Origin of the sequence: Methanolacinia petrolearia DSM 11571 (assembly GCF_000147875.1) — an archaeon.
GTDB classification, from domain to species: domain Archaea; phylum Halobacteriota; class Methanomicrobia; order Methanomicrobiales; family Methanomicrobiaceae; genus Methanolacinia; species Methanolacinia petrolearia.
In genome coordinates this window covers 928,953-953,569 of record NC_014507.1, presented here as the reverse complement: position 1 = coordinate 953,569, position 24,617 = coordinate 928,953, and the positions used below count along the sequence as shown (strand labels likewise).

The 24,617-nt window shown below is 53.0% G+C and carries 25 protein-coding genes and 1 tRNA gene; 13 read left to right on the top strand and 13 right to left on the bottom strand.

All coding sequences use genetic code 11. The features are described 5' to 3' along the window. Window positions 1-102 precede the first annotated feature (102 nt). Window positions 103-999, top strand: a complete 897-nt coding sequence (pyrB, locus tag MPET_RS04790; protein ID WP_013328883.1) for an aspartate carbamoyltransferase — start codon at window positions 103-105, stop codon at window positions 997-999. Then, window positions 996-1,466, top strand: coding sequence for an aspartate carbamoyltransferase regulatory subunit (pyrI, locus tag MPET_RS04785; protein ID WP_013328882.1), 471 nt, complete (start codon window positions 996-998; stop codon window positions 1,464-1,466). Before pyrB ends, pyrI begins: the two co-directional genes overlap by 4 nt. 77 nt (window positions 1,467-1,543) lie before the next feature. On the opposite strand, the gene MPET_RS04780 is transcribed toward pyrI, so the two are convergent. Further along, complete coding sequence (locus MPET_RS04780; protein WP_013328881.1) at window positions 1,544-2,398, bottom strand: transglutaminase-like domain-containing protein; 855 nt, start codon at window positions 2,396-2,398, stop codon at window positions 1,544-1,546. Window positions 2,399-2,537: 139 nt separating this feature from the next. Between MPET_RS04780 and MPET_RS04775 the strand changes: the two genes are divergently transcribed. Next, a complete protein-coding gene (locus tag MPET_RS04775; RefSeq protein WP_048130654.1) occupies window positions 2,538-2,780 on the top strand; it encodes a hypothetical protein in 243 nt (80 codons plus the stop codon). Between the two features lie 170 nt (window positions 2,781-2,950). Here the strand turns inward: MPET_RS04775 and MPET_RS04770 are convergent, their stop codons facing one another. The 5 genes from MPET_RS04770 to MPET_RS04750 all read right to left on the bottom strand — a co-directional run bounded on the left by MPET_RS04770 (window position 2,951) and on the right by MPET_RS04750 (window position 8,511). Then, window positions 2,951-3,406: an ester cyclase gene (locus MPET_RS04770; protein ID WP_013328880.1), complete on the bottom strand. Its 456-nt coding sequence runs from the start codon at window positions 3,404-3,406 to the stop codon at window positions 2,951-2,953. Between the two features lie 403 nt (window positions 3,407-3,809). Further along, window positions 3,810-4,259: an ester cyclase gene (locus MPET_RS04765; RefSeq protein ID WP_013328879.1), complete on the bottom strand. Its 450-nt coding sequence runs from the start codon at window positions 4,257-4,259 to the stop codon at window positions 3,810-3,812. Window positions 4,260-4,345: 86 nt separating this feature from the next. Further along, window positions 4,346-4,927, bottom strand: a complete 582-nt coding sequence (locus tag MPET_RS04760) for a protein-S-isoprenylcysteine O-methyltransferase (RefSeq protein WP_013328878.1) — start codon at window positions 4,925-4,927, stop codon at window positions 4,346-4,348. 384 nt (window positions 4,928-5,311) lie between these two features. Further along, window positions 5,312-7,777 (bottom strand): PGF-pre-PGF domain-containing protein, encoded by a 2,466-nt coding sequence (locus MPET_RS04755; protein WP_187287584.1) that lies wholly within the window; start codon window positions 7,775-7,777, stop codon window positions 5,312-5,314. 275 nt (window positions 7,778-8,052) lie between these two features. Next, entirely contained in the window at window positions 8,053-8,511 is a 459-nt protein-coding gene (locus MPET_RS04750) for a phosphopantetheine adenylyltransferase (protein WP_048130651.1), read from the bottom strand. A gap of 547 nt (window positions 8,512-9,058) precedes the next feature. Between MPET_RS04750 and MPET_RS04745 the strand changes: the two genes are divergently transcribed. Both MPET_RS04745 and MPET_RS04740 read left to right on the top strand, forming a co-directional pair. Next, window positions 9,059-9,931 (top strand): geranylgeranylglycerol-phosphate geranylgeranyltransferase, encoded by an 873-nt coding sequence (locus MPET_RS04745; RefSeq protein ID WP_013328875.1) that lies wholly within the window; start codon window positions 9,059-9,061, stop codon window positions 9,929-9,931. Between the two features lie 34 nt (window positions 9,932-9,965). Continuing rightward, window positions 9,966-10,448, top strand: a complete 483-nt coding sequence (locus MPET_RS04740; protein WP_013328874.1) for a polymer-forming cytoskeletal protein — start codon at window positions 9,966-9,968, stop codon at window positions 10,446-10,448. Here the strand turns inward: MPET_RS04740 and MPET_RS04735 are convergent. The 6 genes from MPET_RS04735 to MPET_RS04710 form a co-directional block, all read right to left on the bottom strand. Beyond that, window positions 10,387-11,025: a DUF116 domain-containing protein gene (locus MPET_RS04735; protein WP_013328873.1), complete on the bottom strand. Its 639-nt coding sequence runs from the start codon at window positions 11,023-11,025 to the stop codon at window positions 10,387-10,389. The two genes, MPET_RS04740 and MPET_RS04735, sit on opposite strands and share 62 nt — an antisense overlap. 59 nt (window positions 11,026-11,084) lie before the next feature. Beyond that, the gene (mtnA, locus tag MPET_RS04730; RefSeq protein WP_013328872.1) at window positions 11,085-12,125 is read right to left on the bottom strand and encodes an S-methyl-5-thioribose-1-phosphate isomerase; all 1,041 of its coding nucleotides are present in this window, start codon (window positions 12,123-12,125) and stop codon (window positions 11,085-11,087) included. A gap of 12 nt (window positions 12,126-12,137) precedes the next feature. Further along, the gene (locus MPET_RS04725; RefSeq protein ID WP_013328871.1) at window positions 12,138-13,424 is read right to left on the bottom strand and encodes a CoB--CoM heterodisulfide reductase iron-sulfur subunit A family protein; all 1,287 of its coding nucleotides are present in this window, start codon (window positions 13,422-13,424) and stop codon (window positions 12,138-12,140) included. Continuing rightward, complete coding sequence (locus MPET_RS04720) at window positions 13,417-13,908, bottom strand: gamma carbonic anhydrase family protein (protein ID WP_013328870.1); 492 nt, start codon at window positions 13,906-13,908, stop codon at window positions 13,417-13,419. The genes MPET_RS04725 and MPET_RS04720 overlap by 8 nt, the downstream gene beginning before the upstream one ends. Window positions 13,909-13,978: 70 nt before the next feature. Continuing rightward, the gene (locus MPET_RS04715; protein ID WP_013328869.1) at window positions 13,979-14,944 is read right to left on the bottom strand and encodes an ion transporter; all 966 of its coding nucleotides are present in this window, start codon (window positions 14,942-14,944) and stop codon (window positions 13,979-13,981) included. Between the two features lie 503 nt (window positions 14,945-15,447). Then, a tRNA-Arg gene (locus MPET_RS04710) sits at window positions 15,448-15,522 on the bottom strand. Between the two features lie 116 nt (window positions 15,523-15,638). Here MPET_RS04710 and MPET_RS04705 point away from each other — a divergent pair. Beyond that, window positions 15,639-16,748: a tRNA (guanine(10)-N(2))-dimethyltransferase gene (locus MPET_RS04705; RefSeq protein WP_013328868.1), complete on the top strand. Its 1,110-nt coding sequence runs from the start codon at window positions 15,639-15,641 to the stop codon at window positions 16,746-16,748. Window positions 16,749-16,757: 9 nt separating this feature from the next. Here MPET_RS04705 and MPET_RS04700 read toward each other — a convergent pair whose 3' ends face one another. Further along, window positions 16,758-17,873, bottom strand: coding sequence for an OBG GTPase family GTP-binding protein (locus tag MPET_RS04700; RefSeq protein WP_013328867.1), 1,116 nt, complete (start codon window positions 17,871-17,873; stop codon window positions 16,758-16,760). 252 nt (window positions 17,874-18,125) lie between these two features. Here MPET_RS04700 and MPET_RS04695 point away from each other — a divergent pair, with 252 nt between their 5' ends. The 7 genes from MPET_RS04695 to trpA are packed head-to-tail and all read left to right on the top strand — an operon-like array spanning window position 18,126 to window position 24,595. Further along, entirely contained in the window at window positions 18,126-19,691 is a 1,566-nt protein-coding gene (locus tag MPET_RS04695) for an anthranilate synthase component I family protein (RefSeq protein ID WP_013328866.1), read from the top strand. Next, window positions 19,688-20,266 (top strand): anthranilate synthase component II, encoded by a 579-nt coding sequence (locus MPET_RS04690; protein ID WP_013328865.1) that lies wholly within the window; start codon window positions 19,688-19,690, stop codon window positions 20,264-20,266. Before MPET_RS04695 ends, MPET_RS04690 begins: the two co-directional genes overlap by 4 nt. Further along, complete coding sequence (gene trpD / locus MPET_RS04685; RefSeq protein ID WP_013328864.1) at window positions 20,263-21,312, top strand: anthranilate phosphoribosyltransferase; 1,050 nt, start codon at window positions 20,263-20,265, stop codon at window positions 21,310-21,312. Before MPET_RS04690 ends, trpD begins: the two co-directional genes overlap by 4 nt. Then, entirely contained in the window at window positions 21,281-22,060 is a 780-nt protein-coding gene (locus MPET_RS04680) for an indole-3-glycerol phosphate synthase TrpC (protein WP_013328863.1), read from the top strand. The genes trpD and MPET_RS04680 overlap by 32 nt, the downstream gene beginning before the upstream one ends. Next, a complete protein-coding gene (locus MPET_RS04675) occupies window positions 22,051-22,635 on the top strand; it encodes a phosphoribosylanthranilate isomerase (RefSeq protein ID WP_013328862.1) in 585 nt (194 codons plus the stop codon). The genes MPET_RS04680 and MPET_RS04675 overlap by 10 nt, the downstream gene beginning before the upstream one ends. Continuing rightward, the gene (trpB, locus tag MPET_RS04670; RefSeq protein WP_013328861.1) at window positions 22,626-23,810 is read left to right on the top strand and encodes a tryptophan synthase subunit beta; all 1,185 of its coding nucleotides are present in this window, start codon (window positions 22,626-22,628) and stop codon (window positions 23,808-23,810) included. Before MPET_RS04675 ends, trpB begins: the two co-directional genes overlap by 10 nt. Next, window positions 23,810-24,595, top strand: coding sequence for a tryptophan synthase subunit alpha (gene trpA / locus MPET_RS04665; protein ID WP_013328860.1), 786 nt, complete (start codon window positions 23,810-23,812; stop codon window positions 24,593-24,595). The genes trpB and trpA overlap by 1 nt, the downstream gene beginning before the upstream one ends. Window positions 24,596-24,617 lie beyond the last annotated feature (22 nt).

Genomic DNA, 24,617 nt, shown 5'->3' with positions numbered 1-24,617 from the left:
ACCGGGGGCCGGGGGCAGGCACGTGGAGATGGGGGAACTTCCCCCGGCACATTACTCGAACAATTTTAAAGCAGTGGAGCGATAATTACAGATGGAGAGTTCATGCATCATATCATCTCGATCAAGGAACTTGAAGTTGAAGATATAAACAGACTGCTCGACAAGGCCCGTCTGATCCAGGAAAAGGGGTTCAAACGACGGACCCTTGAAGGAAAACTCGTCGCACTACTCTTTTTTGAACCTTCCACCCGAACCAGGATGTCTTTTTCTGCCGCCCTCTCCCGCCTCGGGGGAGATGTTATCACGGTGGACAGCGTCGAGGGAAGTTCGATTTCGAAGGGGGAGACTCTTGCGGATACGATAAGGGTCGTCAGCAGCTACGTGGACGCGATCGTGCTTCGCCACCCGAAGGAGGGTGCGGCGAGGCTTGCGGCGAATTTCTCGACCGTTCCGGTGATCAACGCCGGTGACGGTGCGGGCCAGCACCCGTCGCAGACGCTTCTTGACCTGTATACGATAAGGGAGAACATGCCGCTCGACAATATCGACGTGGGACTTCTCGGAGACCTCCGCTACGGGAGGACTTCACACTCGCTGTCATACGCACTTTCGAACTACAACGTCCGGATTCACACGATCGCACCGAAGAGCCTGGAGATGCCCGCGGTTATCATCGAGGAGATGGCGGAGCGGGGCGTCGAACTGATCCAGCACGACAGCCTTACGGATGTCATCAACGAGCTGGACGTCCTGTACGTGACCAGAATCCAGAGGGAGAGGTTCCCGGATTCGGCGAGCTACGCGAGGGTGGCACACTCATACAGGATCACGCCGGAGGTTCTCAAAGACGTGAAGGACAACCTTATTCTGATGCACCCGCTCCCAAGGGCAGGCGAGATCGATCCTGCGGTGGACAAACTACCATATGCCAAATACTTCAGGCAGGCGGAGAACGGTGTGCCTGTGAGAATGGCGATGCTGGAAGAGGTGATTTTGTGAGCGAAAAGAAACTCGAAGAAGGACTCCTGATAAGCCCGATCCGGGACGGAACTGTGATCGACCACATCACGGGCGGTGAGGCTCTCGTGGTCCTGAGAATCCTAGGGATAACCGGGACGACGAAGGAAACGATCTCGGTCGGAACGAATGTGGGAAGCAGGATTTCGGGGAAGAAGGACATCGTGAAGATCTCGAACAGGGAGCTCTCAAAGGAGGAGGTCGACAGGATAGCACTGATCGCCCCGAACGCGACGATCAATATCATCAGGGACTTCAGGGTCTTCGAGAAGATGAAGGTCGAGATACCGGAGAAGGTAGAAGGCTTTGTCTGCTGCCCGAACCCCGGCTGCATTACGAACTCGAACGAGCCGGTAGAGAGCAGTTTCAAGACGAAGAAAGGCGGACGGCTCCAGTGCATCTACTGCGATACGATAATTTCGGACAATATTGTGGATTATATTATTTGATGAAAAAAATTATCAAAACTATTCATTGAGAGTTGATTTTAATATTATTTTTTGCAGGATCAAAGCAAAATAAATGTTTAATTTGAATTAAAGTTTTCCCGGTAATATTTCCCATTTGGGTATATAATAAGGATTTCACCTGAATTTTTGTAAAAAGAACCACCAGGATGATTCGCGGACCAGTCAAGATTCAGCCAGTACTGTTTCTTGCCGTTAGCGGAGCTTGTATGGCAATGAACAGATTTGACCCCGTAACGTCGTGAGATTGTTTTTCTGAGATTGTCGACCTCAGATTTTTTATCGCCCAGGTATAATTCCGCGTAAGCATGTCCGGAGTTACCATTATGTGCGGAAACAATACGGGGACTTCCTCCGATTGCCTGAATGCAGGATGCCATGAGGATTGCATAATCATCACAGTCCCCTTTTAGAAGTCTTACAGATTCACCCGCGTCTGCATAATAATCTGAAGAAACTGCCGGGTCGTTTACATATGTCCACGATTTGTATAATTTATCATATATATCGCAGACCTGCTGTACGTTATATTTACCCCCATGTTTTGAAGAGATTGCATTGAGCGAAAAACTTCTCACAACTGAATTCGAACCGTCTATTGCTTTCGATATGCTTTTGGATTTTTTTGCATCAGGGGATAACGAACCGGGCAATGCCTTAGCCGGAGTTGTTGTTGGCGATCCTTTGATTATTTCAGTTACAGCGGATTGCACACTTGACATGGGAGTGGTCACAGGATCAATGACCCCTCCTCCGCCATGCCCTCCCGCCAGGTAAATTACCAGAAAAACAACAACGATACCTCCGGCAAAACTGATTCCTTCACTTTCCGTAATCCATTCTAGTACTGCTACGGCAATAACAAAAACAAAAATGAGTATTGCCAATCCGATAATTAATTCACTCGTCACCATCACAGATCCTGCCTAACCGGAATACAAATATAATGTTTATCTACAACAATTAAATTTTTGAAGTTGCCTCGAAATTATGTTACTAGTTAAAAATCTCTGTTTATTACTTAACCCCGGATAGTTTTTATCAAAAACGTTTATGAAACAAAGGTCTCGACCAGATTTCCAAAGAAAACTATATTCAACAGCACAGGGGACCCTTGCCGGTGCCGGGGTTGCCGGAGAAAGACAAGAGGCAGCAAAGAGCCAAATGTTTATTGGAATTTGGGTAGGGAATCTAAAAGGTCCAGACCTTGATTTTATAGCAAATTTATTTGAATTTCAAGTACCATTGTCTCTTTTTGGACGATGGGAATTTTTACATGAATTCAATTTAAAATAACTTTTTTTACATTAGAACCTCGATCCAAGTGAGACCAATTTCCCGGCGTCGGCAAAATGGTCCATGACGATATGACCTGAATTGGAACGGGCTTTTTTGCTGGTAAACAGCCCAAAAAAACTGTGATCGTCTCAGACAGGAGAAGATCACCCGCACAGCAATTCAAACACTCATTCCCCAAAAAACATCTCCTCCCCTTTTTCCGTGTACTTCATCAGGCCCAGGCTGTAAAGGAAATCGGAATCACCATCTACCCCCCAACCTTCCGCAAGCCTTCCGTCTGCGATCCGCCAGATGAAGACCATCGATATCGCGACTTTGTTCCCGGTCGGAGAAAGGCTGCCACCCATGTATTTCCATTCGCCGGTCTGTGTTCCCGTAGCCTCGACACGGACCCAGACCTTGTCTTCTTCGGCGATCATGTCGACGATCTCTTCGTGCCAGTCGGGGAAGGCCACGAAAGCAAGCTCGAAGAGTTTCCTGAACTCTTCGATTCCCTCCTGATGATGGGTATGGTCGATGTAGCCGGGATCGACGAGTTCGCTGAAAAGATCAAGGTTCCGGGTGTTGTGGGCGTCGATGAACCGCCGGACGATCGCTTTATTCTCTTCGGGTGACACTGGCATCACTTCCTGGTGGTCTGTTCTTTTTCACCTTATTTAGCGTTGCCGTCCCGCGGGCTTACTTTCACCCCACATCCGACTTTGGATTAAATACCCTTACGCAAAACTCTATGATCGTCCCTGGCCGGAAAAAAGAGACAGGACAGATCTCACAAACCCCAAATATTCATACCTACTTGTCTTCTGAATCAGCCGGACCTGCCCGTTCCCCTGGAGAAGAACAATATTTCCGGCCGGGACACCTGCCCCAATCCAAAAAGATCACCAACCCTTTTTTTGCTTTTTCAATATGGAAAGAGAGCTGTTTTTTGAATATCCTGCCCGGGCCAGGAGACTGCATAATCACCTTGCAGTATTCCAGGGAGATTACGGCAGGAAAATATTTCCCATACGGTCGTTCAAATTCTTATTCTCCGGAGAACATCTCCTTTCCTTTTTCTGTATAGTCCATCAGGCCCAGTTTATTGAGGAAATCGGAATCACTGTCGACCTCCCATCCTTCTGCAAGTTTTCCGCCTGCGATCCGCCAGATGAAGACCATCGTCATCGTGATCTTGTTTCCAGTCGGAGAAAGGCTGCCACCCATGTATTTCCATTCGCCGGTCTGTGTTCCCGTAGCCTCGACACGGACCCAGACCTTGTCTTCTTCGGCGATCATGTCGACGATCTCTTCGTGCCAGTCGGGGAAGGCCACGAAAGCAAGCTCGAAGAGTTTCCTGAACTCTTCGATTCCTTTCTTCCCGTGTGTGTGGTCGACGTATCCGGGGGCGACGAGTTCGTTGAAGAGGTCCAGGTTCCGGGTGTTATAGGCATAGATGAATCTCCGGACGATCGCTCTATTTACTTCGGTTGACATCGGGTATCACATTCAGTTGATGCCTTGTTCATTCTAACATTATTTAACAGTGCCGCCCGCGGAAAGGTGCCGGGAAAAAAGGATTGTCAGATCTTCGGGATGACCCGCCCGGTGGTTTTCATGTATTCCCTGTATTCGTCGCCGAATTTCGTGATGAGCATCTCTTCTTCTTTGGGCACACGGAGATAGTAGAGCAGTGACCATGCCGCAACCCCGAAGACGAGGACGAGCCAGTTGTCGAGTATGATGCCCTGCCCGATTACCCAGAGCCAGATGTGGGCATACATCGGGTGCCGGATTCTTTTATAGATCCCGGATTTGACGAGGGTGTGGTCCTGTTTTATCTCGAGTACGGGCGACCAGTTCTTCCCGAGGTCAGCGTGAATCCTGGCGAAGAGCCAGACGTTGAAGAACCCGATTACTAGAAAGAGGAGTCTTACCTGATCTGGAATGTTCATGGAAAACGAGTCGAGCCACGGGGTGAATACTGCTGCGAGCGGGAGAATCATCATCCCGATGAAGTTCAGCCCGACGAGGCAGGATTCGAATACGGGGCGGACTTTATGATCGGATCTTCCTGCTTTCGCTTTTCTCCCGTAGTATGCACGGACCAGAAACCAGACTACGAACAAGGCAAAAAAACCCAGTTTCCAGATATCTTCAGTCATTGTATCGCAGTTTATGATCTTCGGGGCGGATTATCTATGACCTGATTTTTTTCGGTTCTTTTGGTGTATGCGAACAAAAAGAGGATCGCCGATCCTGCTGTCCCCGGATTGGTAGGGTGTGTTATTTTTTTATTATTGGAGGATTGCATCTCCGGGGGGTTTACTTTCACCCCCCGTCCCCTTTCCGCTTAAATACCCGAAAACAAGACTCTATGATCGTCCCGGGTCGGGAGAAAAACGATGGACATTTCTCACTAATCCGAAGCTTATCATGCCATGCCAACCCGGCCCTCCGAATCTGCCGGGTACGCTCGTTCCTTTTGAAGAAGGAAAATATTTCCGGCCGGGACGCCCCAATCCGAAAAAGACCACCCATCTTTTTTTTTATTTGAGATCCCTGTCCCACCAGTCGGGGTATTTTTGATATTTCTTTCTACCAGTGAGTCCTATGATAATAACAACCCCCAGTATCACAAGTATTACAGGAATTGCAAAGGACATCCACGACGAATTCCTTTTTGATGAATCCGTATTTATTTGACTAACACCTGAAGCAGTGGCTCTGACCGAAGACGCCGGAATGCCGGCCCTCACCGTTTTTTCAGTTCCTTTAACAGTGGAATGCAATACTTTCGGAGTCGTTTCTTCTAAAACCATAGTTTCCCCTTCGGATATTGTGATTGCGAACAATGAAAATGAAGAAATATCGGCTGTGTAATAATAACAGGCTCCTTCTTCACCGGCATATGTGATCTTTAGTTCTTCCCATTCTCCTGCCTCTTCATTATAACAAAGCATTACGATGTCATTGCTGCTATAGCCCCCGGCTGTAATCCAGCTTTTTTTAACTTTAAACCAGAAGGTTCCGCCGGATAAATCTGAATTACCGGCATAATAAAGATCAGCAAATTCGTACTCGTAGACATCCGTATCAGGTGTATTGATCGAAGACGGAACTGAACTATCTCTCCGGATTGTTATCATCAGTTTTCTTAAATTCGTTACAGGAGTTATCGAGACCTTATAGATCGCACCTTTGTCCATCTCAAACGAGACGTTTTCGCCGGCATTCAGGTTCTCCGCAAAACCAGTTCCAGTATCGGTGTTAGATTCGCCTCTGGTTCTCGATGATGAATGCAAACTGCCGGATGATGAGCCGGGTGTTATAGTTAGCGTAGCAGTTGGTGAGGCAGTAATTGTTGCTGTGGCTGTGCCGGTGGAAGATGCAGGTGGGGAAGTCCCGGAAGTGCCGACCACGATATAATCCGCCAGGGTGTACGTATTACTATCAGAAGCATTACTCACGTTAAGACTTACAGTATAATTCCCTGCTATGGAATATTCGTGATGCGGGTTTTTTGAAGCGGGATCTGTTGTATTGAACCACAACCCGTCCCCGAAAGACCAGTTCCAGGACGCCGGTGATCCGGTAGAAGTATCAGTGAAAGTTACGGTCAAAGGAGCAGTCCCGGAGAGAGGCATGCAGTCGAACGAAGCATTGAGCGGATCGGTTATCTCAATACGAACACTATCTGCGAGATTTTCGGGAGGAAGGTTTTTTGAAGAATTTGTCCTCATTCCGTCAAGACTAATAGCATCATGTGCCGTTATCAAACCGACATTCAGAAGCGGTGTCGCCTCTCCCGTACCTACATTATAAGTACCCGATAGCGTGGAATAACCGGTGCTTACAATCTCCAGTGTTTTGGATAAACTGCTCACAAGATATGCCATTCCTCCCGAGACAAATACGGATCTAACCCCGTTAAGATTATCATTTGAAATATTCGCGACAGACACCGGATTTGAAGGAACACTTACATCGATTATCTCAAGCACGTCGTCCTGATACCTTGTTAAATATGCGTACCCACCTGATACAAAAACGGAAGAATAATCGAGATTAGAATAGGATATGGCCCCTTCCGGAACGGGATCACCGGGATTACTGACATTTATTATCTCAAGAGAATAGCTGTCCCTGCATACAACATAGGCATAATCTCCTGAAACAAATACCGACAGGGGATATTTCATCGCACCGGCAACCCCGTTCGTGACACTCGCCGCATGAGCAGGGGCTGCAGGATTGCTGACATTTATGATCTCAAGGGCATCACTTCCGGAACTTGCGACATAGGCATAACCATCTGGAACAAACACGGACTTGGGAAGAGATAGCATTGCACCATTTTCGCCATCTGAAACATTCGCGACATGAGAGGGTGCGGACGGATCGCTGATGTTCACGATCTCCAGGGCGTTGTTGCTGAAACCTCCGATAGCAACATATGCATAATTCCCGGATACATAAACGGAATATGAATAATTTAAGATCGCTCCGTTCTCTCCGTCTGAAATCCTGCCGGCATGGACAGGATGCCCGGGATCACTGACATCTATTATCTCAAGAGTGCCACGATCCCCGCTTATGCCATAGGCATAATTACCCGAGACAAAAACATCTCTCATACGCGAAAGATTTTGTGAATCGATATAACTCCCTTTATGTTGTGGATTGGAAGGATCGGAAATGTCAACTATTTCAAGGGTGTCGCTATCAACGACAGCAATGTATGCATAGTTATCTTTCACATAAACCGAAACAGGATTGTCCAAAACGGCACCGTCATTGCCGTTTGAAATGCTTCCTTCATGTCTTGGGCTGATTTTTGTTGTAAGATTATCCAGTGTTAATGAGACGTTATTGTTGAGTAAAACCGAAATGAAACTACCGGATAAAAGCGCCTCATCATATACGGCATTGATCTCCAGGGTATCAACGGGTTTATAGCTCCCGGAAATGTTGGAAGATCCGAAAGAGATTATGGACGGTCCTGCGGAAACCATCGCAATCAGTCCAATTACTTCAAAAAAGATTATAATCGCAACAACACACCAAAGTTTGCCAAAATTCGAATGATTCTTTTCCATATGCCAAAACGGAATAGAAAACGCCGACCTAAGATTATGATTCGACCCCCTCATTTTATTCCCCCTAAATTACGAAAATGCAGACTGCTACAAATCTGCTTTTAGTTCTAATAATAGATATTATACAAGAGTGTTTAAAATTTGTCTTTTATTTATTAATATTTAATAAAAATTAAATTTTAATTGAAAAACTACCCAATAACCTTCCCGTGCGAATCGATCTCGCCCTTCCAGATCCTTGTACTCGAGATCCATCTTCCGTCCTCGGCGAGAACACAGGTGATCTGGTGAATATCGACCTTCTTCATTCCCTTCTCCCGGCGGAGTTTGTTGATCTCGATGGCGGTCGGAAAAGTCTCCTCGGACACAACAATCGCATCGAAGTCCGAATCGAGAGAAGACCCGAACCTGTCGGATAGCATCTCGATGCTCCACTCCGACCCGAAATTAGATTCTTCGAGAAAATCCACAAGCTCCTTCTTCCGGACCTCGTATGGCCGTATAGGATGCAACTTTCGGTTCGCAAACTCGTCCCCCGAAAGACCGATGATCACATGACCACCCGGCCCCGCGATGAAAAAAGATCTCTCGATAAGCTTCTTGTGCCCGTCATGAAGGGGATCGAAGGTCCCGCCAACCATTACTCTCATAATCCGTTTATGATTCTGCGGGAGGGTTAATAGGTTTTTTCTGTCTCATGAGGGAGGGAGAAGATTGCTTAGAGTTTCAAGAAAGGGCATAAGCCTCTTCTTCTGATTTTTGAATTATTTTAGAATATTTTGTAAGGGCGTAAGCCCCTTCGGGGCAGCCCGGTGCTTAAGTTTGCTCCGCAAACTTGCGCAATGATGATAACCCGGCCTGGACGCTACCCGTCCGGGAGAATACATTTCATGAAATGAATCGGTGACCAAAGGTCGCCCTGGGTTTCGAAAGGGCGACAGCCCTTCGGTTGCCTCGGCCGGGAGGGAGCTATTATGATTGTTATTATTTCTGGAGCCGGAGGGACGCTTGCCCGTCCCGAAGGCGACCTATCGCCACGAGGGGGAGGGTCACAGGGAGGGGGAAACTTCCCCCTCCCTTCACACAATCAGATATTACGACTCCCTTATGAAAATTAAGAATAGCATTTTTTCCGGAGACCGGTCCTCTCAAAGCGCCAATCTATTTTAATTAAAAGTCCAACCACTATCAGGAAAAATGAGTCAGGCTGCATACATCAGAATAACACGGCCCGTAAACTCCCTCTTCGCGGGATTCGCCGTCCTGCTCGGAGTAATAATCGCGGCAGGCCCGTTTGACCTTCTGTCACCGGGAGCACCGCCGTTATACATCTATCCTGCCCTGATAACCGCGGTCGCACTGATAACCGCAGCCGGAAACGTCATCAACGACTACTTCGACCGGGACATCGACGCCGTCAACCGTCCCGACCGTCCCATCCCGTCAGGAGAGATCTCCCCGAAGGCCGCACTTGCATATAGTATAGTGCTCTTCATCGCAGGAATCGTCGCCTCTCTCTTCACAAACCTGCTATGTATCGCCATTGCAATCTTAAACTCGGCCCTCCTCGCACTCTACGCGAGCAGCCTCAAAGGAGTTCCTCTCGCGGGAAACATCGCCGTATCCTACCTCACCGCAAGCATATTCCTCTTCGGCGGTGCGACCTTCGGTCCCTTCGGGCTTATGCAGAACTTCTACGTCGCACTCATCGTCTTCCTCGCGATCCTCGCCCGCGAACTCCTCAAGGACGCCGAGGACATCGAAGGCGACAGCAAAGGCGGGGCCAGGACTCTCCCCATGACCATCGGGGTGAAGAAGACCGGAATCCTGTGTTTCGTCCTCTCCCTTATCGCGGTGATAATCAGCCTTCTGCCGGTATTCCGCTGGTGGAGCCCGGCATACCTACTCCTGATCGTCATCGCAGATCTCGTTATCATGGCGGGCGCGACAAACGGTCTTTATGCAGACACTCCCGCGGACCTCAGGAGAACGAAGGCCACCTCGATCCTGAAGTACGGGATGTTCTTATCGCTCGTAATCTTCATCGCGTCCGCAATGCTCATAGGATAAATTAAATAAACATAGGGATTGCATTTGTTGATGGATGAAAGTTTTCAGGGATGGCAATACTTTTATAGCTCCCGCAGGGTCGTATTTTGAGGGCAATGTTAAGATAAACGGGGATTTCGTTGTCCCGCCCCTCACTCATTTCTGGGGCGTTTTAGACGTCGCAGGAAATCTCGAACTCGGTCCCAGGTCGTCTGTAAAATCGAGAGTATTATGCAGAAACGCGGTGATCGGGCCGCACACCGAAATAAACGGACCGCTCAGGGCATCGGGGGATGTCACCATATGCGACTCTGCAAAGATAAAAACCATCGAGGCCGCAGGCGACGTGATCCTCCGCCCCGGAGTCGAGACGGGAGACGTCAAGAGTGAAGGAACGATATACGTCTACGGAAAGGTAAAGTCGGGAAAACTGTTCGGGCGGCAGGTAAAAGTCCTGAGAGACCCCATCCAGAACCCTAATCCGGTTTCGGAAGACCCTCGCGTGCCACTTCGAAAAGATCGTTCCAGTTCATTATAGTCTCGACACAGCCGTCCTTCAGCGTAAGGACGCCCATCCCGATAAGCCCCGCCTTATCAAGCATCTCGAGACCCTCTTTTACTTCGACCAGGCAGCCGACGCCTATCACGGCCTCGGGCTGGTATTTTGCCACCATTCTTTTGATAAGAGTCGAACCGGGGGCTATCCAGACCATATACCCCATATCCTCAAGTTCGTCGATATGTGCACCGATCTCGCACCTTCCGCAACGCCTGCATACCAGGCCCTCGGGTGTCAGGTTCGCCGGGCATGCCGAATGCCTCAGGCACTGTGGTACGAATATCGCCCTCTTGTTCGAAGGAACCGCGGCGAAGGCGCTCTTCGTCATCGCGTTATGTAGCCTGATGAAGAATGCGGTCAGCTCCTTGTCGTCGAGACTGAAGAACTTGCATATCGCCTTGACGAAACCTTCGGATACGACAAGGCCAGCCTGCAGGACCCGCGGGAAGTAGAACCTGCCGCGTTTGATGGAGTAAAACGCTAACGCTACGACAAAGAGGGAGAAGAGGAACAACCCGATAAAAACGATGATCGCAATCTCCCCGATCGCAATCATCAATTGATCCCATATGGGCGATCCCGGCAACATTTCACTCACTTGTATGTAATCAGCGGTTATATACCAACCTTTCGCTGCAATATTTCATCGACCGAGAACGGCGGCCTGACCGCTCCCTTCTCGGTGAATATCGCCGTTACGAGCTCGACCGGCGTCGAATCGAACGCGTAGTTTATCGCATCCACCGAATCCGGCATGAGGAGACGGTCTCCGCATTTCGCAAGTTCGTTCCTGTCCCTCTGCTCGACGACGACGTCCTTTTCCGAGAGTGTCGCATCGAACGTCGATGTAGGAGCGGCGACATAGAACGGGATTTCGTGGTGCTTTGCGCAGACCGCATGCATGTAGGTCCCGATCTTGTTGAATACCGCATCGTGCGTTATCCTGTCGGCACCGACGACGACCGCATCGATCTCGCCTCTCTTCATCAGGAAAGCGGCGCTGGAATCGGTGATCGTCTTTACGGGGATATTGTCCCTCGAAAGCTCCCATGCTGTGAGCCTCGATCCCTGGTTGAGCGGCCTGGTTTCGCACGAAATTACGGATACGTTCTTCCCCGCCTCGACCGCCGACCTGATCACGCCAAGAGCCGTTCCCCATGTATAGCATGCAAGGGCGCCCGCGTTGCAGTGGGTGAGAACCGTGCATTCGTCGGGGAGGAACTTCGCACCGGTCTCGCCGATCTTCCGGCACATCATCTCGTCCTCGGCCGCGATCTCCTCTGCGACCCTGAGAGCGGTTTCAGCCGCCTCTTCCGGCGATGCGGCGTTCTTTATCGATTCGTATGTTCTGTTGATCCCCCACGAGAGGTTCACGGCGGTCGGCCTCGTCGAGTTGAGATAGTCGGCATCCTCCCGGACAAGCCGCAGAAAAGAGTCCATGTTTGAGTCATCGTGCAGCTTCGCAGCGAGGGCGACGCCGAACGCACCCGCGACACCGAGTGCAGGAGCCCCGCGGACTTCGAGCCTCCGGATTGCCTCTGCAAGCCTCTCGACGGATTTGCATGAGACTGTCCTGTATTCGGCCGGAAGTGCGGTCTGCTCGATAAAAATTATGGAACCGGAATCGTGGTCCCAGTATACGGTCTTCTCCTCCATATTATATTCCGGTCAGGCTCCCGCCTTCAGTGCGTCGAGGAACGCCTTCATCGCCGCCGCCTCGCCCTGGGTTACGCTGTCGGGGATGTCCTTCGGGGCGGATGCCGCTCCTGCGATATATATTCCGGGCCTGATCGTTCCGACCGGGTTGAGCTTCATCTCGGGCGAGCTGAAGAATCCCGAGTCTTCGGTCTTTATCCCGAAGATCTCCGCGATCCTGTCCGCACCCTTCGAAGGCTGCATCCCGACCGAGAGGACGATGAGGTCGGGGCTGAGCTTCAGGAACTCCCTTGTCTCGGTATCCTCGACCATGATCTCAAGCCCCTTTCCGGGCTTTTCGAGGATCTCCCCCGGCCTTCCCCTGACGAAGTTTATGCCGAGGTTCTTCGCCCGCTCATAGTATTCCTCGTATCCCTTGCCGTAGGCCCGGATATCCATGTAGAGCATCGTGACCCCGGTGTCCGGGTTCTTCTCCTTTATCAGCATGGCGTTCTTTATAGCGTACATGCAGCAGACACACGAGCAGTAGCACCGGTCGATCGTAAGATCCCTCGACCCGATGCACTGGACGAAGACGATCGATCTCGGCTTTTCTCCGTTCGAGAGCTTCCTGAGTTTTCCGCCGGTCGGCCCGCTGGCGCAGATCATCCGCTCGAACTCAAGGCTCGTGATAACATCGGGGTGCCTGAGATACATGAGTTCGGTCTTCTTCTCCGGGTTGTATGTGTCGTAGCCGGTCGCAATGATTATGGCAGCGACGTTGATGGTGAACTCCTCTTCGGAGTCCTCGTCGTCGTGACGGACCGCTTCCCTTCCGCAGACATCGTAGCAGAGCCCGCAGTCTATGCAGTGCTCCGGGTCGCGGATAGCAAGGTTCGGGACGATCTGGGCGTGCGGCTTGTATATCGCTTTCCTGACCCCGAGGCCGGCGTCGTACCTGTTGTATACCTCGACGGGGCAGACCTCGTAGCAGTCCCCGCAGCCGTTGCAGAGCTCTGCATCGACGTACCGGGGGTGACGGAGCAGTGTCAGCTTAAAATTGCCGACCTCTCCTTCGAGGGATACGGGTTCGGTGAGCGTATGGAGTATTATATTCTCGTTCCTCTCCGCCTCGACCATCTTCGGAGAAAGGATGCACATAGAGCAGTCGTTTGTCGGGAAGGTCTTGTCGAGCTGCGCCATTCTGCCGCCGATCGTCGGCTCCCTCTCGATAAGATGGACTTTGATCCCCCTGTTGGCCGCATCGAGTGCCGCCTGGATTCCGGCCGCTCCGGCACCGATAACCGCGATCTCACTCATTGGCATATCTCCCTGCGAGTTCGATATAGATCTGCGAATTCTTAAGGATGTGGGCCTTCTGCTCTTCGGAGGTCTCCTTTACGACCTTTCCGGGGACTCCCATGACGACCGAGCCCGGCGGGATCGTCTTGTTCTCCGGCACTACGGCTCCCGCTCCGATGATGGTGTCTTCGCCGATCTCGGCCCCGTTGAGGATCACCGATCCCATCCCGACGAGAACCCTGTCTCTGATGGTGCACCCGTGGACGATTGCACCGTGGCCTATCGATACGTTCTTCCCGATGACTATGGGGTGGCCTTTGGAGACGTGCACTACGCAGTTGTCCTGCACGTTCGAGCCTTCGCCTATTGTTATTTTTTCATTGTCGGCCCTGAGCACGGCCCCGAACCAGATTCCGGTATCCTTCCCGAGGGATACGTCGCCGATTACGGTGGCGTTTTCAGCAATGAAAAGAGCGTCGTTTCTGAGAGTATTGCTACTCATGGTGCCTAAGTGTTGGTTCTATGCTTCAAAGTATTTTATGGTGGAGGTAATCGCTTTAAGATGCACCGCACTAATTGTTTTCGTCCGGGAGGAAGAATTCGTGGCCGCATTCGGGGCACGTGCACTTCGTCCCGTGGCTGTTGTTTTCCGTATCGTCTCCGGTTTTTTCTTCGTTTCCTTCTCCGCTTTCGTCTTTGAATTCTTCTATCTGCTCCTCCTCTTCCTTCGCCTCCTTGGAGACCTCCTCCATGAATGCCGAGGCGAGGATACCGGCCGGGAGTGCGATGACGCCTACACCGAGGAGTGCGGAGAGCCCGCCGAAGAACTTGCCGAGCGGGGTTATGGGGTAGACGTCCCCGTAGCCGACGGTGGTGAGCGTTATTACGGCCCACCACATCGCATCGGGTATCGAGGCGAATTTCTCCGGCTGGGCATGGTGCTCGATGTAGAACATGATTGCGGAGGTGACTACGAGCAGGAAGAGGATTATGTAGAACATCATCGCGAGCTGGCGCCTTTTTGCGTTGAAGACCCTGGCGATGACGTGGAGCGACGGGGAGTACCTGATGAGCTTGAATATGGTGAAGAATTTCAGGATTCCGACCATCGCGTAGACCTCCTGGTCCGCGAAGAAGAACGGGAGGTAGAACCAGAAGAGGGCCACGAGGTCGATTATCGCCATTCCCGAGACCATGTAGCTGAGCCGCCCGAAGATTGCGGTCTCGGCCGCGTTTTTCTTATGGTATTCGGGGTTCTCGACACAGGTCCAGACCCTGAGGATATATTCGGAGGTGAAGACGATAACCGCGAGAGAGTCGAGAAGCCTGCCGAAAAGGTAGACAGTCGCAGGCAGGCCCTGGACGGTCTGGATGATTACGTTGACGATGATTATTGTTATGAAGAGAAACATCAGGGTATTAAAGATCCGGCCGGGCCCGTAGCCGTCGATTCCAAGGTTGAGTAAGTTGTAGATCTTCTGCCTGGGGGTTATGATTACCCTGTTTTCAAATTCCCTGAACGCTCCTCCTGTTGCCATAGTAATAATATTCTTTATTTAATTCATTTTCTTTCGCTACTAGAGGGAGGGGGATTTTTCCCCTTCCCTGTGACCCTCCCCCTCACGGCGATAGGTCGCCTCGGGACGGACGAGCGTCCCTGCGGCTCCATTATTAATAACAGTGCATTATTTTTTCGCGGCTGAGGTAACCGAAGGGCTGTCGGCCCTTTTGAAACCTGAAGCGACACCCCGGCACTAATTAATATCCAAACTGTTTTTTCCCCGACTGAGGCAACCGAAGGGCTGTTGCCCTTTCGAAACCCCAAAAATCAAAGACCACCATTTAAATAATTTTAAAATTCCCGGCCGAGGCTACCCGAAAGGGTAGCGTCCAGGCCGGGTTATCATCGTTGCGCAAGTTTGCGGAGCAAACTAAGCACCGGGCTGCCCCGAAGGGGCTTATGCCCCAATACAAAAAATCAAAAAAACGGACTTATGCCCCTACAAAGACAATCCAAAGAAATACTAAAAATTCAGAAAAACGGGCTTGAGGGGATTCGAACCCCTGACTTTTAGCTTAGGAGGCTAACGCCATATCCAGGCTAGGCCACAAGCCCTCACGAGAACTGCTCTAATAACTAAGACTGTATAAGCTATAAGATTTCCTGATATACAGATTAAGGCAGATGACGCCATACAATATACTGAAACGCCGGTTTGAAGGGATTTTGAAATGAAACTTGTCGAAATAAAGGAGGGAAAGACCGCATTCCTGATTCCGGAGCAGGACGAAGCGACCAATTTCCCGCCGGGAAGCGCACCGGTATTCTTCAACAAAAGGATGGCGATAAACAGGGACCTGACTGTTCTTATCCTGAAGTGTCTCCAGCCCGAGACCTACCTCGACGCGATGGGGGCAACGGGAGCAAGAGGGCTCCGGGTCTCGAAGGAATGCGGGATTAAGGCGACGATCTGCGACAAGGACACCGACTCTATAACACTGATAAAATACAACCGCGACCGGTGCTGCAAGGAGGCGGAGGTCGTCGAATGCGACGCGAACGTCCTGATGCACCAGAGAAGATTCGATGCGGTCGATATCGATCCCTTCGGCTCGCCCGCACCCTTCATGAACTCGGCGGCGGCATCTGCCAAAAAATATCTCTTCTTAACGGCGACGGACACCGCCCCACTCTGCGGTGCACATCTCAAGGCGGGAATCCGCCGGTATTTCTCAAAACCCCTGAACAACGAATACCACTCGGAGACCGGCCTTCGTGTTCTCCTCGGCTACGCGGCAAGGGAATGCGCAAAATACGATCGCGGGATCGAACCGCTCTTCTGCTACGCGAGAGAGCACTTCGTCAGGGTCCACCTGAGAGTCACCGGGGGAGCGGGAAGGGCTGACAAGGCACTCGCGAATCTCGGCTACGTCCACCACTGCAACAGCTGCGGGTTCAGGACCGAGCAGAAAGGAATCCTTCCCGAGACGATCCGGTGCAGCGAATGCGGCGGAAAACTTGCAGTCTCAGGCCCGGTCTGGCTCGGGCCGATCAACGACAAGGAGCTCATCGCCGAGATGCTCGAAAAGCTCCCTGAAGCGGAACTCGACAATCAAATAAAGATAGAAAAACTCCTCACGACACTCGGTGAAGAGCTCGACACATCTACATTCTACGACTACCACGTGCTGAGCAGATTGTGGAAAGTATCCCCGAAATCGATCGACGATGTAATCGAATCGCTCAAAGAGAAGGGATACGCCGCTTCAAGAGTCCATTACTGCGGAACCGGGTTGAAGACCGACGCTCCCCTTGCTGCAATAAAAGAGTCACTGACCTGAAAGATCCTTTCAGGCCCTTGTAACGATTGTCAGAATATCCCCGTCCAGGAGCTGGTGCGGGAGGCTGACCCTCTGTGCGTCGTGCTTGACCGACGGGCCCCAGACCTTCGCGTACCTGAATTTGCTGACGAATTCGCGGTGAAGCTTGTTGCAGACATCTTCCACAGTCGCAGGCTCCCTGATGATGAGCGGCTCTTCCATGTCCGCCTTTCCCCCGACCGGTTTCATGTAGATCCTGATGAAGCCGAGCTGGTCGTAGATCTCGTCCTTCAGCTTTTCGATATTGTACCCGCTGTGGGCCGAGAGCATGATCGGCGGCCTTCCGAATCTCTTCGTCACGTCCTTTACGATATCCCGCCGGGTCTGCTCGTCGACGAGATCCACCTTGTTGATTGCAAAGAAAGCGGGAACATAGACCCTGTTGCCGAACATCGCGTCGATGAAGTCGTCCTGGGTCACCTCGCCCCTGATGAGGACATCTGCGTTGACGATCTTGTTCTCCGCGAGGATCGCACGGATCTCCTCGAGGTCGAGACCCGAGTAACCGACTGTGTTGAACCTTATACCGCCGTTTGACGCCTTCTTTATCGTGATATCAGGCTTCTTCTTATTGATACGAATGCCGGCGTCGTATAGTTCGTTTATCAGGACGTTGATGTGCTTTTCATTGTATACGTCGCCGAGAAGGAGGATCAGGTCGGCGCCTCTTACGACGGCGATGACCTCCTTTCCGCGGCCTTTGCCCATCGCCGCTCCCGCGATAAGTCCGGGGATATCGAGGATCTGGATGTTCGCACCCTTGTGCTCCATCGCTCCGGGGACGACGGTGAGCGTGGTGAACGCGTAGCTTGCGGTCTCGCTGTCAGTATTGCCCGTAAGTTTGTTGAGGAGCGTGGATTTACCAACCGAAGGAAAACCGACGAGGACGACCGTTCCGTCGCCCGACTTCTTGACCGAGTAGCCTTCTCCTCCGCCGGCCGAGGCCATCGCTCTCATTACGGCCTCATCCTTCAGTTTCGCAAGTTTCGCCTTGAGCCTGCCGATATGATGAGAAGTAGCCTTATTGTATTTTGTATTCTGTATCTCGTCTTCGAGTGCTTTTATTTCTTCTTCAACGGAGGCCATACTTGTTCATATAAGTGGCACCGGAGAATACTTAATTTTGTGCATCGAAAATCCAGAAATCGTGCAGATCTCCCCGTTAAAGCCCTGTTTCAGGAGACTGTGCGGGAAGCGTGACGGCGGCACGAAAACAGGAGTGCAGGGTTTACAGCAGCTTCACAATACTCACGTACCAACTTCTGTACATCACAGTACAACAATGTATAAATATGTACAAAACTGAATAATGTTGTGACACGAGGTGATGCCGGTGGAATGGAGACCGGTTTATTACAGGAAACAATACCAGCATATTCGGAAATAGAAAAGATCTGTGCGGAAAAGGATTATCCGGCGATAATTCCTGTTTACGCGGTATTCGACGATACGTTCCCGAGACCTGCGGATGCATTCGGGATTCTGCGCGAAGATGGATGCAGAGACGGGGGATTCATACTCGAATCTCTCGAAGGAAACGAAAAACTGGCGAGATACTCGATACTCGGCTTCAACGTCCGGGCGAAGATCACGATCTCGGACGAGACGGAGATCACGGGCGACCGCGAGTTCACCGGAAAGCCGGACGGCGAGATAAACGGAGACCCGCTCGAAGCCGCAAGAGCCGCGATAAAGAACCCGCGGTTCTGCAATACCGGAATCCCGATCTTTCCCGGCGGATTTACGGGCTACTTCTCGTATGATATGGTATACTCGCTCTACCCCGGGCGGTTGGGCAGCAGGAAGAAGAAGGAAGACAACGACTTCCCGCTCGCAGAATTCCTCATGCCTGGGGACTATATTGTATACGACCATTTTGAAAATTCGGTATACTTCGCATCGCTCCTGAAGATCGGTGAGGATACGGATACCAGGTCGGAATACCTTAGGGCCGCAGGAAGGATCGCCGGAATGGTCGATCTCCTCAGGGGAAAGCAAAACGAAACGGAAACGGAACACGGGCCTGCCGGCGACCGGTGCGAATACACCTCCCCCACGGGAAAGGAGTCCTACGAGGATATGGTCGGTTCCGCCCGCGAATACATCTACTCGGGAGACATATTCCAGGCCGTCGTTTCACGGAAGTTCGAATGCGAATTCGGCGGCGACCCGTATTCGATATACAGGGCGCTGAGGAAGATCAACCCGAGCCCTTACATGTATTATATAGACTTCGGCGGACGCCAGGTGATCGGAGCAAGCCCGGAGATGCTTGTCAGGTGTAGGAAGGGAACGGTCTCTACCGTGCCGATCGCAGGGACGAGGAAACGCGGAATGACACCGGAAGAGGACGCTGCACTTGCCGAAGAGCTGCTTGCCGACGGAAAGGAATGCTCGGAGCATATCATGCTTGTCGATCTCGCGAGAAACGATATCGGCAGGATCTCGAAATACGGGACGGTCAGGCTGCCGCAGTTCATGGAGGTCGAGAAGTTCTCCCATGTCCAGCATATAGTATCCACCGTAGAAGGCGATCTCTCGGAGGGCCTCGACGGGTTCGACGCACTGAGGTCCTGCTTCCCGGCGGGAACGGTCAGCGGTGCCCCGAAGATCAGGGCGATGGAGATAATAGACGAGCTAGAAACAGAAGCAAGAGGGCTCTATGCCGGAGCGGTCGGGTATATCTGCCCGGACGGGGACATCGACTTCGCGATTGCGATAAGAACGGTCCTCGCAGAGAACGGGAAGCTTACGATCCAGGCAGGAGCGGGAATCGTCGCCGACTCTGTTCCCGAGACGGAGTTCTTCGAGACCGAGAGCAAGGCTGCGGGGATAATAAAATCGATCGATGCTGCCGGAGGAAAGGGAGCGGGAGTGATGAGAGACGGAGGGATGGCGAGATGAATGTCCTTGTGATAGACTGCTACGACAGTTTCACATACAACCTCTGCCAGCAGATCGGAAAGACCGGCTGCAACCTCACCGTATTCAAAAACGACGCGGACCCGGAGGAGGTCTTCGCAGGAAACTACGACAGGATCATTCTCTCGCCGGGGCCCGGAAAGCCGGAGAACTCGGGACTCTGCCTCGAGGTTCTCGAAACACTGAGCAAAGATACCCCGACGCTCGGGGTCTGCCTCGGCCACCAGGCGATCTGCCACTTCTTCGGTGCCGAGGTCGTAAAGACCAACAAGCCGGTGCACGGGAAAGTCTCGGAGATCATCCACGACGGTGGGAGCATCTACTCGGGGCTGAAGTCGCCCATCACAGCGACACGTTACCATTCGCTCGCAGTGCTGGCTGAGACGCTCCCCAAGGAGCTCGTCCTGACTGCGAAGAGCACGGACGACGGGATGATTATGGGCGTCAGGCACACGAAATACCCGGTCGAAGGGGTTCAGTTCCACCCGGAGAGCATACTGACAGGGGCCGGCGACAGGCTCATGGAAAATTTCCTGAGGGAGGGAATATGCAGATGATCCGCAGTGCAATCGCGGCCGCCGTGGACGGATCGGACCTGACGGATTTTGAAGCCGCTTCGGTAATGAGAGAGATCATGGCCGGGGAAGCTACCGACTCCCAGATCGCCTCGTTCATCACCGCAATGAGAATGAAGGGTGAGACGAGCCGCGAGATCGCGTCCTTCGCTGAAGCCATGCGGGAGTCGGGAGTGAAAATTCATCCTAAGGTCAAAGGAACTCTTGTGGATACGTGCGGAACGGGAGGTGACGGGAGCAATACGTTCAATATAAGCACCGCGGCCGCGATCGTTGCGGCAGGTGCGGGTGTCCCGGTCGTAAAGCACGGGAACAGGAGCGTCTCCAGCAGGTGCGGTTCGGCGGACGTCCTCGAGGCCCTCGGGGTCGATATCATGGCCGAACCGGCGACTGTCGAGAGAACGATCGAAGAGATCGGGATCGGGTTCCTCTTCGCAAGGAGTTTCCACCCGGCAATGGGGCATGCCTCGACCGCACGGCAGGAGACCGGGATCAGGACAGTCTTCAATGTCCTCGGCCCGCTCGCAAACCCGGCTGGTGCACAGGCCCAGCTCCTCGGGGTCTACGACAGGGAGCTTGTAGTAAAGATCGCCGAGGTGCTCGCGATTCTCGGGACCGAAAGGGCGATGGTCGTCCACGGCGACGGGCTCGACGAGATCACGACGGCCGGCAAGACGACGGTCGCCGAGCTGAAGGACGGGGAGATTACGGAATACACTCTTGACTGCAGGGACCTCGGAATCCCGCTCTCTTCCCCCGGCGAACTGACGGGAGACGATCCCCGGACGAATGCATGCATCATCAGGCGGGTGCTCGGCGGAGATGAGGGAGAAAAGTGTATAGGAGCGAGGGACATCGTCCTTCTCAACGCCGCTGCGGCGATTTACGTGGGCGGTTATGCTCCGACACTTGAAAAGGGACTCTCGGCGGCGGAAACATCCATAGACAGCGGTTCGGCGATGCGGAAGCTCGAAGCCCTCGTGGGATACGGATCGTATGGAAGTGACGAAGGTGACGGCAATGCTTGACCTGATAGTGGAGAGCACAAGACGCCGGGTAAAGGAGATCGACTCTTCCGTCCCGGTAGAGGAAAGGCAGATCCAAAGCCTTGAAAAGAGCATTAGGACCCGGAAACAGAACGGCGTAAACCCGGTTATAGCCGAGATTAAATTCAGGTCGCCGTCCGAAGGTCTGATCAGGAGTTATGAAGACCCGGCGGGGATTGCGTCGGGATACGTTGATGCAGGGTGTGCAGGGATCTCGGTCCTTACCAACCCGGAGTTCTTCGGCGGGGATAATTCATTTATAGAAAAGATCCGGCCGCAGACAGCGGTCCCGGTCCTGCGAAAGGATTTCGTCGTCGACGAGGCACAGGTCAGGGAGACGGCGGCACTCGGGGCCGATGCGGTTCTGCTTATCGCGGCGGTTCTCGGTGAGGAACTGGGCGGGTTCATAGAATATACGCACGGGTTCGGGCTCGAGGCCCTCGTGGAGGTCCACGACGAGGCCGAGATGGAGAACGCGATCTCGGGCGGAGCACGGATAATCGGGATCAACAACAGGAACCTGAAGACAATGAAGACAGAACTTGAAACGACGAGGAGGCTCGGCCCCCTTGCGGCAGGGAGAGGGGTGACGGTCGTCTGCGAGAGCGGCATCACCGGCCCTGCGGATATCAGGGAGATGAGAAAATGCTGCGACGGGTTCCTCGTCGGGACATACCTGATGAAGGCTGAAGACCCGGCGAAGGCACTGGAGGGGCTCGTATGCGCATAAAGATCTGCGGGATAACGACGGTCAGGGACGCACTGACGGCCGAGGAGCTGGGTGCGGACGCGATCGGTGTCGTGGTGTGCTCGGATTCGCCGAGATCGGTTCCTGTGAAGCGTGCGAAGGAGATCTTCGCCGCCCTGAAGCCGACGACGATGAAGGTCTGCGTTACGGATACGAGATCGGAGAGCGACCTGGAGGTCATAATGCACGTGAAGCCCGACGCGATCCAGCTCCACAGTGGGATCGGGGTCCCGGATAAATGCGGGATACGCGTAATTCGTGCGGTCCGGCCGGGCGAAGAGCCGGTTCCGGGCTACAATATGGTGCTCGTCGACGGGAGCTGTGGAAACGGGACACCTTACGACAGCGATTTCGCGATCCGGATGGTCAGGGAGACCGGCGCCCCGGTGATTCTCGCGGGCGGACTTAACCCGGAAAATGTCGAGGATGCGATCAGGACGATCTCTCCTTCGGCGGTGGATGTATCGTCGGGGGTCGAGAAGAGTCCGGGAATAAAGGACCCGAAGAGGGTTGCGGAGTTCATAAGGCACTGCAGGGAGGCGGAGGCATGCCTGTGAATGTAGATAAGCCCGGCAGGTACGGGAGATTCGGCGGGCAGTATGTCCCCGAGACGCTGATGTTCGCTCTGGACGAGCTCGAAGAGAACTACAGGAAGTTCATGGCCGACGAGCGTTTCAGGGCGGAGCTTGACGGTTACCTGAAGAATTATGCCGGACGCGAGACTCCGCTTACGTTCTGCAGGAATATGTCGGAGGATCTCGGGTGCAGGGTCTACCTGAAGAGGGAGGACCTTCTCCACGGCGGCGCCCACAAGATCAACAACACCCTCGGCCAGGTCCTGCTCGCGAAATACATGGGAAAGGAGCGGATTATCGCCGAGACGGGTGCGGGACAGCACGGGGTCGCGACCGCGATCGCTGGGTCTCTTCTCGGGATTCCGGTCGAGGTCTACATGGGCGAGAAGGACTGCGAGAGGCAGAAGCTGAACGTTTTCCGGATGGAGCTGATGGGAGCGAAGGTTCACCCGGTGAGTTCGGGGACGAAGACGCTCAAGGATGCGACGAACGAGGCGATGCGTGACTGGGTTGCGAGCGTGATGAATACGCACTATGTCCTCGGCTCGGTCGTCGGCCCGCACCCGTTCCCGGAGATGGTCAGGGACTTCCAGTCGGTGATCGGGAAGGAGACGAGAAGGCAGGTCATGGAGGCCGAAGGTAGGCTGCCGGATGCGGCGATTGCATGCGTCGGCGGCGGTTCGAACGCGATGGGGATGTTCTACCCGTTCATTAAAGATCCTGTCAGGCTCATCGGGGTCGAGGCGGGCGGAAAGGGAGACGGACCGGGACAGCACGGTGCGGCCCTCTGCAAGGGTGAGCCGGGCGTTCTTCACGGTGCGCTCTCGTATCTCCTCCAGGACAAAAACGGCCAGATCTCTGATACGGACAGCATCTCGGCGGGACTGGACTATCCCGGAGTAGGGCCGGAGCACAGCATGCTGAAAGATAACGGACGAGTGGATTACAGAATGGCGGCGGACGACGATGTCCTGGATGCGTTTGCGTACCTCTCGAAGAAGGAGGGGATCATCCCGGCACTGGAATCCGCACATGCGGTATCATACCTTATGAACAACTCTTCGGAGTTCGATAAGGACGATATCGTGGTCGTGTGCCTCTCGGGAAGGGGAGACAAGGACGTGGCGAGGGTCGCGAAACTTTCGGGGGTAGTCTGATGGACCGAATAAAAAAGGCTTTCTCGAAACCTGCGTTCGTCGCCTACATGGTGGCGGGCGACCCGGATACGGAGAGATCGAAGATCGTCGCCTCGGCCCTTGTCGATGGCGGTGCGGATATCATCGAGGTCGGAATCCCGTTCACTGATCCTGTGGCAGACGGCCCGGTGATCCAGGCGGCGGACGGGAGGGCACTCTCCTCGGGAGCGGTTCCGGCGACTGCCTTTGAAATCGCGGGCCATATCAGGAGCATCTCGGAGGCCGCGATCGTGATCTTCACGTACATAAACCCGATAATCAGAATGGGTTTCGACAGGTTCTACGCCGAAGCGAAGGCGAACGGTGCGAATGCGGTGCTCATCGTCGATATGCCGGTCGAAGAGTCGGACGAGGCTCTTGCAGCGGCGGAGAAGCACGGGCTTGCACAGATCTTTCTGGTCTCGATTACGACGAGCGAAGAGAGGATGAAGAAGATCGCAGGGAAGGCGAAGGGCTTTGCATATCTCATCTCCGCTCTCGGAACGACCGGACAGAGAGACAAGATCCCGGATGAGGCCCTCGATCTTATCGCGAGGGCGAAGAAGACGTTCGACATCCCGGTCGTCGTCGGCTTCGGGATCTCGGGGCCCGAGAACGCGAAGAAGATGATCGACGCGGGTGCAGACGGTGTCGTCGTCGGGAGTGCGATCGTTTCGGCTGTCGGGGAGAATCTTGAGAGTGACGATGGGATTTATGAATCGGTGAAAGGGCTTGTGGGCAGGATCAGGTCTGGCATAGTTCATTAAAAAGCGGAATAAAAGACGGAGG